The organism is Clostridium algoriphilum (genome assembly GCF_020443705.1).
GTDB classification, from domain to species: Bacteria; Bacillota; Clostridia; order Clostridiales; family Clostridiaceae; genus Clostridium_AD; species Clostridium_AD algoriphilum.
Genome location: NZ_JAIZZK010000014.1, coordinates 1 through 16,296 on the forward strand (window position 1 = coordinate 1; position 16,296 = coordinate 16,296).

A 16,296-nucleotide genomic window follows, 5' to 3' on the forward strand; every position below is an offset into this window, starting at 1 on the left:
TACTTTTTCCCCAAACATATAAACTTTTAAATCTAATTTTCTAAGACTTTCTACGTATTGTTCTCCAGTCATTAATCCCATTAAAACCATTCCCTTCATATATATATTTTAATTATTTTTAATTTATATTACTTTACGCTTATATATGTAGCAATACCTATGCCAAAGTTATTAATAAGTGATGTTTTTTCTAAAACAATATAGTATTAATGTACGTTAATACATATCTCCCAGTATTTCCATGAATTATTGTTATTCTTTTAACAAAATTATTTTTACAGAATATTATTGTGATCGTTTTCATTTATAAATTTTAGGAATAAATAATATCTGTTGCCAAAATGCAACAGATATTGAGATACAAATTCCATTAATCAATTAACTTTGACACAATATATGTGTTGTGCAAAATAATTATGTTTATTGCACTTCTGCAACACGTTTCATTTTTACAACATATCTTTTCCTGAATATTTTTTACGCTTTCTAACAAAAGTAGAAGCATCAATACCAAGTATTTTCGCTGCATCACGAACATTACCAGCATTATCAAAGGCCTGGCTAATAAGTTTAGCTTCCACTTTACCGACTGCATCCTTTAAATTACTTATGTCTTCACATCCACCATTTTTATCTATGTTGGTTAGAGAATTTTGGATTGGAAGATCACTTTGGAATATTTCATCGCTACTACTCATTACTATAACTCTTTCTACAATATTTTTAAGTTCACGCACATTACCCGGCCAACTATAATTATAGAGTGTATTTAACGCTTCAATAGTGAAACTTTTCTCAAAGTTATATTTATGGTTTAATTGCGATAAAAAATATTGTATTAACGGTACAATGTCTCCTCTTCTTTCTCGTAGCGGTGGTACAGTAAGTGGTACAACATTTAAACGATAATATAAATCTGCTCTAAAAAGTTTCTCTTTGGTCATACCTTCCAAGTCTCTATTAGTAGCTGCTAGTACTCTTACATTAATTTTTATTGGTTTTACTGCTCCTACTCTTTCCACTTCTCCCTCTTGAAGTACATTAAGTAACTTAACTTGTATATCTAAAGGAAGTTCTCCAATCTCATCAAGAAATACTGTACCTCCATCTGCTACTTCAAAAAGCCCCATCTTTCCTTCTTTGTTAGCTCCTGTAAAAGCACCTTTAACATATCCAAAAAGCTCAGATTCTATAAGATTTTGAGGAATTGCACCGCAATTAATTTTTATAAAATTTTTGTCCTTTCTCATACTATTCTTATATATGAATTTTGCAAATTCTTCCTTACCAACTCCAGTTTCTCCTAATATTAAAACAGTAGTATCTACATTAGCTACCCTTTTAGCAACATCCAATAAATCTAACATTGATTTATCCTGAGCAATCATATCAGATAAATTTAAATATTGAATTCTCATAGCTTCTATCTCTGAATAATATTTTTCTGTAAGCTTCATGTTTTTAGCAAGTTGATCTTGTAGCTCATATAGTTCTGTTATATCTCGTACATTTGTAACCACCATGCTTATATTACCCTTATCATCAAATACAGGGTTACTAGAAACTAACACCTTTTTACCCGTACTAAATTCCTGCTCAATGGTATTAGATTTTCTATTTTTTAAAACCATAAGGGTAGCTGACTTAGATATGTAGCCCTCTTTTTCTAAATCATACATATTCCTATTAATCATACTTTTTCTTTGTAATCCAGTTATGGTTTCATAAGATTTATTAATTTTTAAAGTGTTAGCTTTCCCATCTGTTATGTAAATACCATCAAATGATGATTCAATAACTGCATCTAATTCTGTGCAATTAAGGTTGTTCTCATTACATTCATTATTGCAATTAATTTTTTTCTTTAACTCATTAATTTTTTGTGATCCGTTTGCAAAACCCTGTTTCAACATATTATTAACGCTAAATATACCTACAAATTTACCTTCTGCATTTTTAACTCCCATATAACTTTCCTTAGCATCAATATAATCTTGTATTTTAGAATCATCATTGATAATATTTTTTTTATCTAATGATAAATTTTTTATATATATATTTGGACTAGTACCTTTAATAAAATTTTTAATTATATCATTTTTAGTTATAAGCCCAACCAAAATTTCTTTTTCATCTAGTACAGGTATAACTTCAACTTCATCATTACTAAATAACTGTGACGCTTCATAAAAAGTATTGTTTTCTTTAAGTGTGAAATTACCTTTCATCATGACATCCCTTACTTTCATAAAAACACCTCTCACCCTATAACTAATTAAGCTTTGCATTATTTCTAGATTGCATAGCTTCCTTTATTATATCAGATAAGGTCTAATTTAATGTACCTATTCATCTACTTTTTAGGAAAACATATATATATATTAATTTTTTTTTAAAATATAAGTATTTTTTCTTATTTTAATACTAAAACTTCTGCTTTTCCCCTTAAAACTATTTCTTCTTGTTCATTTAGACAAAAGGTATCGAGTATTAGAACCTTCTTTTTTTCATTTATTTCAGTTATAATAACCTTTGCTTTAATTAATTCATTTATTCTTACTGGTTTTATAAACTCTAAACTTTGCTTCAAATAAATATTACCTCCGCCAGGTAATTTCATTCCAAGCAAAGCGGAAATTAATCCTCCAACTAACTGTCCATGTACAATTCTACCCTTAAAGAAAGACTTTTTAGCTTTTTCCTCATCCATATGCATATAGTTATAATCTCCTGTAATTCTTGCATAGGATTCTACATCATCTTCTGTGAATTTTTTTATATACTCCTCGCTTTGGCCTATATAAAAGCTTTTAATATCTGGCATTTTGTCCTCCCCCACTGCATTACAAATTTAGAACATATAACAATAATTATATCATCCCTTTTATATTAATTGAGCACCATCTTACTAATTCACTCATTATTAAACAACCATCCCATGGAGAATCATAAAAATTCATATATCCGATCTTTACAACTCTGTCTACTCCAACTAGAGTAACTCTGTCTGCAAATTCTAATACCTTCTTGCTATTTTTAGACGCAATACCGATGGTTTGTATGTTTTTAGTAATTAATGGACACACATCTAAAATATCCTCAACCTCTTTTATAAATATAGTTCGTCCTGTAATGGCTTCCTGAAGCTTTAATTCTTCATCAATTAATATTGTATATTGGAGCCCCTTACTTATACAAAGTGATTTATTCATACTTAATAAGTATTCTCCTCTTTTGTTAATTATTTTAGCAGCTACAGCTTGTTCTAAGTCCATATTAATATATCTCTTAGAGATCTTTTCGAATTTCCCACTTAACATTTGGGCTGTTTCCTGGATTGTTACGTTACTTTTTTCTAAGAATAACACCTGAGGAGAAGAACATCCCTTTTGATTAAATGCAATTATGTCTGTAACAAGATTTTCTAGATATTCTTTAAAATTTTCACTTTCAATTGCTGTTTTATCAAAAACTGCAAAAGAATACTTAGGCCCAAAAATTATATCCTTACATGTAGTTTTTTTTGGCAATAGAGAAATAGAATCTACTGCTATTTTACTACCCCAAACTATTCTTACATCAGCTTTTAAAGACATTTGGGAGTTAAGATTTTTATCATCACTATCAAAATAAATAAGGGCTATGTTTTTTAATATAGTTTTAGAGGAGTAAATATTTCCTTTGTACTCAATAAATATATTATCCAAAAGTCTTAATAATTTATATGTTTTACTAACAGTTTCCTTGGACACACGTAGAATATTGCCGTTTTTGCATAATATACTTTGTAATACTGAGTAAATACCTAATGTAGGCACATTTCCCGCCATCCAATGGCATACTAGCCCCTTTGGTTGAGCTTTAATATATTTTTCATCCTCTACTTCTACAAAATCATCTAAATATTTTATATTACCTAAGTTTAATTTTAACTGTTTCTCCATGTTTATTTTTTTCAAGTAAAAACATAAGAATGGAACACCTTCCATTCTTAATATTTCTTTGTCTTTTGCAATTTTTTTACTATATTCATTTATTAAAAGTATTATAGCTTGAACAGGAATATTATGAATTTCTAATATGTTATTGTTTATGCTGGTTGCAATTTCATTAAAATCTTCAAACTTTATACCGTTTTCATTAAACTCACCATTTAATTCAAAACAATTTATCATCTTCCTACCTCCCTCTCTGCAAAGGTATCCCCGCAACCTCTAACTTCGGCCTTGTCAACTCTTGACTTAAATCTAAAGTATTTGCCTCTCCTACCACAAGGGCAATCATCTATACCAATAAACTTCCCAATATCCTCAGTTAGAATAGCCTGGGATGGGTAGCTTGAACCTAGAATACTCATTACCTCTATAAGCCCTTTCTCACCAAACTTCACCTCTTCTAGAGTTTGTATGTCCCTTATAATAATCTCTGCAAAATTTGGTACATGTTTATGCCCATATTCACAATCAATAAAAACTACTCCTAACTGCTCTACCATTCCATAGAAATCTATTATATTAGTAGCACTAGTGTTGAATACCTCTGCAGCAGTTTTTCCGAACACTTCCTTCTCTACCTTTTCAGAGGTTAATTTTTTCCACCCTCCACTATGTAGCAGCTTTAAATTTGGCATATTTAATTGTATTTCTTCCTTCTTTAATACTTTTAAAAATTTGGACCATAGTATATAAGTAAATCCATAAACGATTATTTTCTCATCTTTATACTTTCTTTCAAACTCGCGAAGTCTATCTATGTTTACTTTAAGTTCATCTTTTTCCTTATCCATAACATAAAAAAGCTTGCTTGCAAAAGTACTTACCCCTCTAATAGCAGCACCACGTGCAGTTATGCTATCTCCTCTTTTATTGCTATCTTCGCTATCTATAATAAGCATTGGTCTTCTCTTTGATCCTAAAAAGCTAGATAATGTACTTATTAACCCTTGTGTTTGTCTTATTGCAGTCTGTTTATCTAAATATATTTTACTGGGAATTCCTGTAGTTGTTGCACTAGATTGTAGTACTCTTACCACTTGCTCAATCTTACATACTCTAAGATCAAATGATTTAAACATATTGACAGGTATATACGGAACTTGTTCTAATGTTTTAATACTGTTGATATCTACACCTAATTTATTATACATAGATTTTATGTTTACATTTTCCCTATTCAAATCTAGCTGAGATAATATAGTTTTCAAAACTAGTTTTTCCTTCTCTTCTTGCTTTATATTAAACTGTTTGCCCATCACTAACTCATCTATAAGCTCTGTATGCTCCAATTTATTCACCCTCTTATTTTTACTTGAGTTTTTTAAGTAACACTTTACCTGAAGAATTTTTTGGAAGAGTGTTTAAAAATTCTATATATCTTGGAGTTTTGTATGTTGGCATTCTTTGTTTGCAAAATGATAATATATATTTAAAATCTATATAAGGTTTGTTTTCTATTAATACTACAAAAGCCTTTACAGCCTCTCCTAAAATATCATCTAAAACACCTATAACGGCGCATTCTACTACCTCGGGGATTTGTAATATTACATCTTCTATTTCCTTAGGACTTATTCTTATTCCCCCACTTTTAATGATATTTTTTTCTCTCGCTACTATATATACATACCCCTCATCATCTACCTTAGCTATATCCCCTGTATATAAATATCCTTGCCTTAATACTTTATCCGTTCCTTCCTTATCATTAAAATATCCCTTCATTATATTACCACCACGAGCTACAACCTCACCTGTATCTCCAGATTTTACTCTTTTTCCTTCGCTATCTAAAACTAGAAGTTCTGTCCCTTTTATACCGCATCCTATGGAATTCATCTTTTCAATAATTAAGTGAGGAGGTAAATAAGATAATCTCGCTGTAGCCTCAGTCTGGCCATACATTATGAATATCTCTACTCCTTTTAGAATATCTATAAGTTGTTTTATAAAAATCTCTGGGAGCTTTCCCCCTGCTTGAGTTATATACCTTAATGTAGGAAGCTTAGTGCTTTTTATATCTGTCATTCTAAGCAGTATTTGATAAGTGCTAGGAACGCCTGAAAAGCCTGTGCAATTATACTTATTTATATCCTCAACAACTGTTTGTGGAAACATAAATTTATTGTTAATTACAAGGCTTCCCCCTACTCTAAAATGAGTATGTAAAATTGAAGTACCATAGCAATAATAAAAGGGAAGAACATTTTCCACTCTATCTTGATTTGTAAGCTTCAAGTATTCAATTATAGAATCTGTATTGTAGATGAGATTGTAATGAGTAAGCATCACTCCTTTAGGATTCCCTGTGGACCCAGAAGTAAAGAGAATTACAGCCACATCTTCTTTTATATCTATATCTTCAATATCATTATAGTCATTTTCTTGATTGCAAATTGGATTAATCTCATTTTTATCTGTAATAATCTCAACCTCTTCATAATCTAAAGCGTTTATTTTTTCACTATATTTACTTTGAGTAAAAATCAACTTAATTTGTAGAGAGTCAATTATATACTTTATCTCATCACTACTTAAAGCTGGATTAATGGGAACACATATAGCTCCACTTTTAATTACTCCAAAATAGTTTTCAATAAAAAAATTAGAATTCTCTGAAACTAAAAGTACAGCATCTTTTTTAGATAAGTTTTTATTTTTTAAAAACGAAGCTTTTTTTTTACGTTTTCATAAGTTTCCTTATAACTTACTTCATTTTTAAAAATAATAGAGGTCTTATCTAATTTTGATGAAAACTCGAAAATATAATCTGTAAAGGTCATATCTCAACACCATATTTCCCAACTATTTTCTTAATGTCACCTACAGTATACATTCTAGAAATATCTACTACGTCTAAAGATATCTCAAAAACTTCTTCTAAATTTGTTATAAGTTCTACATGTCCTAGAGAATCCCAACCCTCGATTTCATCTGGTCCCAAATCATCATTTATATCCTCTACTTTTTTTATATCAAATATGTCACATAATACCTTGTTTAGTTTTTCTAAATTACTCACAATAACTCCTCCTAAATATTAATATTTATTTTATAACAAGCAATATGTATGCCAGTTTTTATTAAATAACAGTTCATTACTCGAAACACTAGCGTTACTTATTTTTTTTACTTAATTTAACTATAAAATTACTTAATGTTGATTTCATTGAAATAATTATATCATCTTAACGTCTATTCCCTTTAAAATAAGCTTTTGTATAAATAATATTTTTTCTATATCTATAACTATTAATTGTTCCTCATTCACCTCTATCTTATCCGACAAAAGTATCTTGAATCCATCAAAATAGTAAACTGAATATCCTTTTAGATTGCAATTATCAAATCCCATTCGCACCTCAGGCACATAATACTTTTTAGTAGATCCACCACAACATGCACTTGTTTCATTTACAATAGTATAAATTATAACGGAATTTGCATCATTTTTATTTAAGTACTTTAATGCTCTTTCACTAATTATAATTTCCAACTAAGCACCTCCTATAGAATATTTATAGCAATTTTGATGCCAAAAAAAATCACACCTCCCTAAGTATAATCTTTTTTTCCTCTTTACTAAAGTTAAAATAGTCATATAAATAATTTTCGTCTTTCCCCTTAATATCAAACATAACTGGAATACATAATTTCATTAAATTGTTTGGATAATACTCATATGCATCTTCACCTAATTTTTTAGCAAATGTCTTAAAGTAAAATTCATAGATTTTACTATTCAATAAATATAATAAAAACTCATAAGTATAAGGTACATTTTCTTTTAATGTCAATGCATAAACATCTGCACTAAAATAACTTCCTATGTCAAGAGCAAATCTGTTGCTACTTGCTTTAAACGGAAAGATTATTTTTTCCCCTTCAAAAATGTTTTGGTTTCTTCCCCATTGGAGTTCATACCACTTACGTATACCCCTAATACATTCTCTTCTATTTAATAACTTTTCCTTTTGCTGTTCAATATAAACTATAGCATTATTGTATTCTTGTGTGTTATGGATCAAATCTGAATATATTATGTAACTATCTTGCCTTAAAACTACATTTTTTTCAATATAACTACTCTTAATCCAAGGCTTTATTATATCTTTTTCAATATTTTCTCTTATCGCAATATCATTGCTCACAACAAATGCTTTGTCACACCCTGTTATTATCCCCTGATAGCTATTACATATATTACTTAGAGTTGTGATTTTTTTTTGTTCTATTTTATTTATTATGTTTCTCTCTTTTTCATCAATTAAAATCCAACCCTTATCATTTATTTCGTTTTTATTAAGAAGAAAACTGTTAAACTCATTCCCTTTTTTTAAAAATACACTATCATAAAATTCCTTTTTACTTTTACCCTTTACGTTTATTGGTTTTATAATATTAATTTCATTATCCTCATTTTGATAATTTGTAATAAATATAACCAAAGGATCTATTCCAACATTTTTAAATGGTCTTATTCCATAAAAGTCAATAATTTTGTCTATAGTGCAATCTTCTTTTAAAACCTTCCTCAAATCTTCTCCACTAGGAGATTCTAAAAAGTATCTTGAAGTAATAAAAGTAAGCTTTCCCGTTACATTTAAGTCTTCTAATGCTTTTTTAAAAAAGCAATAGGATAAATCTCCTTTATCCCTGTACACTTCTTTGTATCTTACTTTTAAATAAGATGCGTATTCGTTATCTATAGATTTTTTACCCACATAAGGTGGATTGCCTATAATAATGTCAAATTTAACTTCATTTTCATATAATAGAAAATCCTTATTGAAAATATTACTTGGCACGTTACATTGACTTAAATCATATAAATCTATTATAAGAATTTTTACAGCTATATCATCAATATCAAAACCATACAGATTATGTGTTATTATGTGCTCATCTATGTTTTGAACGTTTAAGTTCATCCCATTATTTTCATTAATTTCATATATATTATTTACATATAATTTTTTAAGGTACTTAAAACAACAAATTAATATATTTCCTGTTCCACAAGATGGATCCACAATTTTTATATAAGGATTATTTATTAACTGCTCAACTTTTATTGTATTTTCTATCATATACATGGTTATAGGTTCTGGAGTGTACACTGTTCCTTTTTCTTTATTATTTTTTATAAACTCATAATAAACTTCACCAAAGCTTCTTTTTTGCGATACTTCTATTTCTCTTTTATAATTTACTAAAGCAATGCTCTTAAAAACATCGTCGATTGGACTTAGAATAATATTATATAATTCACAGATTTTCTGTTTTAACATCTCAAGCATTTATTATCTCCCACCTATGTAACTATAAATAAAGCTTAGTTATAGTTATATTAATATATACAGTTCATATGTTTTATCTACACATAATTTTTATTTTCACTTTACTTGAAAAGTCTTTTAAATTATGACTTACATATTTTCATCAACAATAACTAATATTTCATCCCTTTTTACTCTACCCTGTTTCACTAATTCTGTGCATATTGCTTTAATTTCTTCTTTATGAGTTTCATCTTTGATACTGGAGAGATTAATTTTAACATTAAGTATTGCACTTTCAATAGACGCTTGAAGCATTAATGCTGACACCCCCGCATCAGAAATCGCGTTTTTGTTACCTAATTGTGCAGCTACTTTAACATACTCATATATTTTATATGCTTCCTTTGCAACACTTAAAGGAATTTGTAATGCTTTTAGGTAGCCTTCTTGAATTCTAATACTTCGAACCTTCTTTTCGTCGTTACTTTCCTTTGGAAGTTTAAAAGCTGACATGAGACTTAAAAAATACTCTGTATCTTTATTCATTAGTTCTATAAATTTATCCTGATTTTTAAGGCATAGGTCTAAATTTTTTATAACAATTGTTTTGTCTTCATCGCTGTATTCATTATATGCCTTCTTACCCACTGTTAAATTGAACACCATAGAACCTAAGGCAGTAGCTAATGATGCTCCTAGTGCTGCAACACTTCCACCTCCTGGCGCAGGTGAATTGGATCCTAACTCAGTAATAAATAGTCTAACTGTTTTTTCATCTAACATATGTTATAATCTCCTTCTTACATATAATATACTTCTCTAAAAATTGCACTTATTGTTCATAATACAAATGCTTTATATTTTATATCCTAATAACAGTACTAATTATATTATTAAACTTAATTTATCCATTGTCAATATAGTATCTAAATTTAATTTTGCACTACAATTTCGCCATTTTTTATTACTACTTCTACAGCATTTACTCCAAAATGATATATTAAATAATTTAGACTTTTACTATTAAAAATTACTATATCCGCTTTCTTTCCAACCTCAATGCTCCCTATTTGTTTTTCTCTTCCTATAGCACAAGCTGCATTTATTGTCATCGCATTGATAATCTCTTCTGGAAACATTTTCATGCCAAAACAAGCAAATGTCATAACCGTTTGTAATGACTCTGTAGGCGAAGTACCCGGATTACAATCTGTTGCTAAGGATACAGTAACTCCTTGATCTATCATCTTTCTAGCATTAGCAAAATTGTTTAACATTAGATAAAATGAAGTTGAGGGTAATAAAACTGCCACTACATCATTTTCTGCTAAAGCCGCTATCCCGTCGTCTGTGGTTGCAACCAAATGTTCTGCAGATATAGCTTTTAGTTCACCTGCAAGTTCAGCACCCTTAATTGTTTCCACTTCATCTGCATGGATTTTTATCTTTAATCCAAACTTTTGTCCAGATTGTAATATACGTCTACTCTCTGCTACAGAAAAAACTCCTTTTTCACAGAAACAATCAATAAACTCCGCAAGTTTGTTCCTACTTATATATGGAATCATATTATTAATTAAATCTTCAATATAACCTTCCCGATCCATTTTGTATTCCTTTGGTATTGCATGGGCTCCCATAAATGTAGATACAACGTCTATAGGATGTGATTCATTTAGCATTTTGTTTACCTTAAGAATTTTAACCTCTGTTTGTAAATCAAGACCATACCCTGATTTACTTTCAACAGTAGTAGTTCCATGTTTAAGCATTATATCTAACCTTTTTTTACTTTCCTTCATAAGCTGGTCCATTTTAATACTCCTAGTATTATCTACTGTACTTTGTATTCCACCACCGCTGTTTAATATTTCAATATAACCTACCTTATTTAGCTTCAAAGGTAATTCTTTTTCTCTAGAACCTGCATATACAACATGTGTATGCGGGTCAATTAGTCCAGGTGTAACTGTTTTAAAACGCCCGTCTAGGATTATGCTGTCACACGTTATATATTCTTTGTACCCCTCTCCTTCGCCCAGAGCTTTGATTCTGTCATTTTCAATGATTAAATATGCATTTTCTTTGATTTTTGCATCCTTCATCTCTTGACCTTTTTTCCTATAACTTCCACTACAAGTAACTAGACACTCAATATTTTTTATTACGATAGCCAACTTTTTCCTCCATTCTATATTAATCTTATTCCCAAATTCTCTTTTCCAATATTTGATTCATTGAAAAGTCTTCTATTTGTAAATAGTACTGAGCACTTTGTATTAAGGCATCCATTGGTAGTAGTCCGATAACTTCACTTCCGATTACGGGAACGCCATAACGTTTTGCCTCCATTTTTACCATTTCAAATGCTTTATATACTCCCGTTTTTTCATAGTTCACTAAATTCATAGACACTTGGACTATATTTCTGTCTTCAAGTTTTACCCCCATAGCTTTTACGAATCTTAGACCTCCTCCAATATTCCTAACACCTCTCGCAATTTTATCAGCAATTTCAAGATTATCAGTGCTTAGATTCACATTAAAGGCTACTAGTGGAACTCTCGCGCCAATTGCAACGCAACCAGCTTTTGCATTCATTTTAGCTCTGCCATAATCTGGTATCCATTTAACTTCTTTTATTTTTTCAAAGAATCCTTCATATTGCCCCTTTCTTATTGCAGCTAAGTTTTCTCTGTAAGCTACCGATGCTGCTTTTTCATACAAATACACGGGCACATCAAATTTAATTGATATTTCACTACCCACCCTCTTCGCTAATTCAACACATTCATCCATAGTTACATCACTAATTGGCACAAAAGGTACTACGTCTAAAGCTCCCATTCTAGGGTGTGCACCTTCTTGACACCTCATATCAATTGAATTATATACTTCTGATGCCATTGCTAAAATCGCTTCTTCTACTTTCTCTGGTTCACCCAAAAAGGTAACAACAGTTCTATTATGATCACTATCTGATGAATAATCTAATAATTTTATTCCACTTATGCATTTAACTGCATCAACAATTTTTTCAATTACCTCTTTGTTTCTTCCCTCACTAAAATTAGGTACACATTCAACTATTCTTGCCATTGTCTTTTTCCCTCCACTAATTTTTTTATTACGGCGTCTACACCAGTACCTTTACCTTTTGTTCTACACTCTCCAATATAGATCCATCCTTAATTAAATTAGTAACCTTGTCTAATTCAATATACATAATCTTATCTCTCTCAATAAACTCTACATATCTGCGTACAACCTCATAGGCTGCCTTTGTACCTAGCCCTAAAGTATAACCGACTCTAAAATCTATAGCTTGACACGCTGCCATAATTTCAGTTGCCAGTACCCTTTGAACATTTTCAATAATATCTCTACCTTTTCTAGCTGCTATTGTTCCCATACTTACGTGATCTTCTTGGTTTGCGGAAGATGGGATAGAGTCAACTGATGCTGGATGTGCTAAAATCTTATTCTCAGACACAAGTGCTGCAGCCGCATATTGAGTTATCATGAATCCAGAATTTAACCCACCTTCTTTTACTAAGAAAGCTGGTAAATCATTTAGTTGGTAATTAATAAGTCTCTCTAATCTTCTTTCTGAAATACTAGCAATTTCAGCCATAGCTATCCCTAAAAAGTCAAAACTTAACGCCATAGGTTGCCCATGAAAATTACCTCCAGAAATAACATCCCCTTCTTCTGTAACTATTGGATTATCAGTAACTGAATTAATTTCAATTTCAACTTTATTTTTCACATACTCTACTGCATCCTTGCTTGCACCATGGACTTGAGGTATACATCTTAATGAATAGGCATCCTGAACTCTTATCTCCCCTTGGTTTGTTATAAAAGTGCTTCCTTTAGTAAGGTTCAAAATGTTTTTAGCAGTATCGATTTGACCTTTATGAGGCCTTATGCTGTGTGTTCTTGGATCAAAGGCATCTTTTACACCCCTTAGCGCTTCTAGACTTAATGCTGCTGCAATGTCACTTATCTTTAATAAATTAATACTATCATATACGGCTAATACACCCACTGCAGTCATAACTTGGGTCCCATTTATAAGCGCCAAACCTTCTTTTGCTATAAGCTCAACAATATTTATGCCTGCCTTCTTCATAGCTTCACTACCTTTTAAAACTTCACCATTGTACTCTGCCTCTCCCTCTCCAATCATTACAAGCACCATATGGGACAATGGTGCTAAATCTCCTGATGCACCAAGCGATCCCTTTTCAGGAACTATTGGATTAACGCCTTTATTAATCATTTCTATTAAAGTTTTTAGTGTACTTAGCCTTATCCCAGAGTATCCTTTTGAAAGAGCATTTGCCCTTAATAACATTATAGTTTTTACAATTTCCCTTGAAAAACTTTTTCCAGTTCCACAAGCATGAGAAATTATTAGATTTCGTTGTAATTTCTTACAGTCATCCCCTGATATTGTTACATCACTAAATTTACCAAAGCCAGTTGTAATACCATAAATCACTCTATTATTACCCACTATTTCATCTACAATAGATCTAGATTTAATAACTCTTTGTTCCGCTTCCATTGTTAATTCAACCTTATAACCTTGCCTCGCAACCATAGCTATTTCCTCTAAAGTAAGATTATTTCCATTAATTTGTATTGTTGTCATAATTTCTTCCTCCGTCCTTTAAAATGCATTCAATACTACTAATATTCTTTATAATCTTCCAATAACCCTCCTAAAAAGGCAACATTGAATATTGCGAATATTTTTAATTCGTTAATACATTACTAAGGTAAACTGTTATAAGTTTATTATGCCTCCTAAAAGTTGATTAATATGCATATTCTTTTTAATGACTCATATTATAGTTTATGAGTGCTTTTTATGATTGAATATAAATCTTGAATTTGTAAAGGGGAGATTTACATGAAAAAAGATGGTATTGACCCAGACATCGCAAACCGGGATCTTTTCAATACACTTTCAAAGGGTAAAACAGTCGAATAAGAGTTATGTGTTCAAATTATAGAAATAGAAGATGAAGACAAATTTGATTTTGATCCTTTAGATGATACAAAAATTTGGCCATAGGGTAAATCTAGTAAAACCCCACTATAGGCTCAATATTAATTGAAATTAAGCCTATAGTAGGGTCTATTATTTTAGATATTTCTAAAACAGATAAAATATTCAATATAAACTCAAATGCATTCCTAGAAGTGATATTTATATGAAAAAAGATTATGTAATACCTAATCATTCTTTTGTTAATATAACAACCGACATTACAATCATTATACTTCCAATAATAATCCTAAACGAAATAGGCTCCCCTAAAATTAACGTTCCCATTAACAACCCAACTATAGGTTCAATTGTACTAAAAATTGAAGCTTTGGAGGGGCCTATTATTCTAACTCCTTCTAAAAATGCCATTAAAGCAACTACTGTAGATATACATGCTAATAATAATATTGCCACAAGTGCATAAAAAGAAATATGTATATTAAAATTGCTTGTAGTGTTTGCTGCTATAAACATTACAACAGCTGATGCGCAAGAAATATAAAAGGTTAACACATAACTGTTTATATTTTTAAATTCTTTATGAGATGCTCCTAGCACATATAACGAATATAGCAATGCAGCTATACCTGCAAGTATTATTCCCTTTAAATTAAAAGTGACACTTGCCCTATCAATCAAAATGTAAATGCCTATTAAGGAAATTATCAAAGAGGTTAATTTTCTAGGGTATATCTTTTCTTTATAAATTACATAAGACAATAAAGTAACAATAGATGGATATGTAAAGAAAATCATACTAGCCATTCCAATACTTATATAATTATAGGACAAAAATAAACTTGAGGTCGTAAATGTAAATCCGAACACTCCTATAATTAATACTAAAATCAATTGCTTTTTAGGTAACTTCAAAGAAATACTTTTAGATTTTAAATAATAGAAAAGCATGATAGCTGCAAAAAAGAATCTAAGGAATAATGTGGTGTATGTATTTGCTCCTCCTCTATATGACAACTTAGCGAGTATGGGCATAATACCAAAAGCACTGGCAGATAAAATAATATAAAAAATTCCTTTTGTCTTTTCCATAGTACTCCTCCTTGTTTTAATATAAAACACACGAAAATAAATAATAATGTTTTATTTGCTACTAAAATTGTACCATCTTTATGTTAATTTTTCATCATTTAAATATAAATTTTACAAATAATTAAGTATAATATTTTAAGGCTACGTTATATAACTTTTACAATAACAGCTTTTATTTATTTCTGATTAATTTTCTATACCGTAAAATAAAGATTGTTATATATAGTTTGTTACTATAAACAATACAATTTTTACTAGTGCTAAATATATTTATATTCAAAAAATAAATAAAACACCTATAAATATAGGTGTTTTATTTTATCCTAAAACCCAAATTATTTTGTGCTATCATTATATGCATTATCCCAAGTGTTTGAAAATACAAAATCTTTTATTGGTTTTTTATCATAGTGCTCTTTACTTTCTGCAATTTCTCCTATTGGAGTTATAGCAACTACTTTGTAGTTTTGTGGAATTGATAAGGCTTTTTTAATTATATCTTCATTAACTGCTGCAATCCAACAAGTTCCATAACCCTCATTAGTAGCTGATAAAACAAGATGCTCCATAGCTATTGCACTATCTACTAAATAATATTCTTTGTTTTCTACTTCTCCAGACGCATTAGGGTCTGCTACTATAACTGCTGTCATTGGCGCATCAAGTATTGACTGCGCTGCAGCATTATCCTTATTCATTATAGATTTAGAAATTTGTTCTAGTTCTTTTTTTTCATCAACCAAAATAAATTTGTATGAAGTACTATTTTTCCATGATGGTGACATCATAGCTGCATTAATCATTCTAGCTAATTTCTCTGCACTTACTGGTGTATTTTTAAATTTCTTAATACTTTTTCTACCTTTAACTACATCATAAAATTCCATATAACACACTCCTTTAATCT

14 protein-coding genes and 1 pseudogene are annotated in these 16,296 nt (G+C 30.0%); all 15 read right to left on the reverse strand.

Annotation, left to right across the window (positions count from 1 at the left end; translation table 11 throughout):
- Positions 1-449: 449 nt before the first annotated feature.
- The gene (locus LGK95_RS11355; protein ID WP_226124909.1) at positions 450-2,249 is read right to left on the reverse strand and encodes a sigma 54-interacting transcriptional regulator; all 1,800 of its coding nucleotides are present in this window, start codon (positions 2,247-2,249) and stop codon (positions 450-452) included.
- 164 nt (positions 2,250-2,413) lie between these two features.
- On the reverse strand, positions 2,414-2,824 hold the full coding sequence (locus LGK95_RS11360; RefSeq protein WP_226124910.1) for a MaoC family dehydratase: 411 nt from the start codon (positions 2,822-2,824) through the stop codon (positions 2,414-2,416).
- Positions 2,825-2,870: 46 nt separating this feature from the next.
- Positions 2,871-4,175 (reverse strand): acyl-CoA reductase, encoded by a 1,305-nt coding sequence (locus LGK95_RS11365; RefSeq protein ID WP_226124911.1) that lies wholly within the window; start codon positions 4,173-4,175, stop codon positions 2,871-2,873.
- On the reverse strand, positions 4,172-5,293 hold the full coding sequence (locus LGK95_RS11370) for a LuxE/PaaK family acyltransferase (protein WP_319001918.1): 1,122 nt from the start codon (positions 5,291-5,293) through the stop codon (positions 4,172-4,174). Before LGK95_RS11370 ends, LGK95_RS11365 begins: the two co-directional genes overlap by 4 nt.
- Before the next feature lie 10 nt (positions 5,294-5,303).
- A complete protein-coding gene (locus tag LGK95_RS22670; RefSeq protein ID WP_404814424.1) occupies positions 5,304-5,720 on the reverse strand; it encodes a class I adenylate-forming enzyme family protein in 417 nt (138 codons plus the stop codon).
- 45 nt (positions 5,721-5,765) lie between these two features.
- Positions 5,766-6,608: pseudogene (locus LGK95_RS11375) on the reverse strand (AMP-binding protein); the annotation flags it as partial.
- 166 nt (positions 6,609-6,774) lie between these two features.
- Complete coding sequence (locus LGK95_RS11380; protein ID WP_226124913.1) at positions 6,775-7,017, reverse strand: acyl carrier protein; 243 nt, start codon at positions 7,015-7,017, stop codon at positions 6,775-6,777.
- Positions 7,018-7,173: 156 nt separating this feature from the next.
- On the reverse strand, positions 7,174-7,491 hold the full coding sequence (locus LGK95_RS11385) for a hypothetical protein (RefSeq protein WP_226124914.1): 318 nt from the start codon (positions 7,489-7,491) through the stop codon (positions 7,174-7,176).
- A 49-nt stretch (positions 7,492-7,540) separates the two neighbouring features.
- Positions 7,541-9,295: an Eco57I restriction-modification methylase domain-containing protein gene (locus LGK95_RS11390; RefSeq protein WP_226124915.1), complete on the reverse strand. Its 1,755-nt coding sequence runs from the start codon at positions 9,293-9,295 to the stop codon at positions 7,541-7,543.
- Positions 9,296-9,424: 129 nt separating this feature from the next.
- Positions 9,425-10,060, reverse strand: a complete 636-nt coding sequence (locus LGK95_RS11395; protein WP_226124916.1) for a cyclodeaminase/cyclohydrolase family protein — start codon at positions 10,058-10,060, stop codon at positions 9,425-9,427.
- Between the two features lie 149 nt (positions 10,061-10,209).
- On the reverse strand, positions 10,210-11,454 hold the full coding sequence (hutI, locus tag LGK95_RS11400) for an imidazolonepropionase (protein WP_264174538.1): 1,245 nt from the start codon (positions 11,452-11,454) through the stop codon (positions 10,210-10,212).
- A gap of 25 nt (positions 11,455-11,479) precedes the next feature.
- On the reverse strand, positions 11,480-12,376 hold the full coding sequence (gene ftcD, locus LGK95_RS11405; protein WP_226124917.1) for a glutamate formimidoyltransferase: 897 nt from the start codon (positions 12,374-12,376) through the stop codon (positions 11,480-11,482).
- Between the two features lie 37 nt (positions 12,377-12,413).
- Positions 12,414-13,937: a histidine ammonia-lyase gene (gene hutH / locus LGK95_RS11410; RefSeq protein WP_226124918.1), complete on the reverse strand. Its 1,524-nt coding sequence runs from the start codon at positions 13,935-13,937 to the stop codon at positions 12,414-12,416.
- 591 nt (positions 13,938-14,528) lie between these two features.
- Complete coding sequence (locus LGK95_RS11415; protein WP_226124919.1) at positions 14,529-15,389, reverse strand: DMT family transporter; 861 nt, start codon at positions 15,387-15,389, stop codon at positions 14,529-14,531.
- A 335-nt stretch (positions 15,390-15,724) separates the two neighbouring features.
- The gene (locus LGK95_RS11420; protein ID WP_226124920.1) at positions 15,725-16,276 is read right to left on the reverse strand and encodes a nitroreductase family protein; all 552 of its coding nucleotides are present in this window, start codon (positions 16,274-16,276) and stop codon (positions 15,725-15,727) included.
- Positions 16,277-16,296 lie beyond the last annotated feature (20 nt).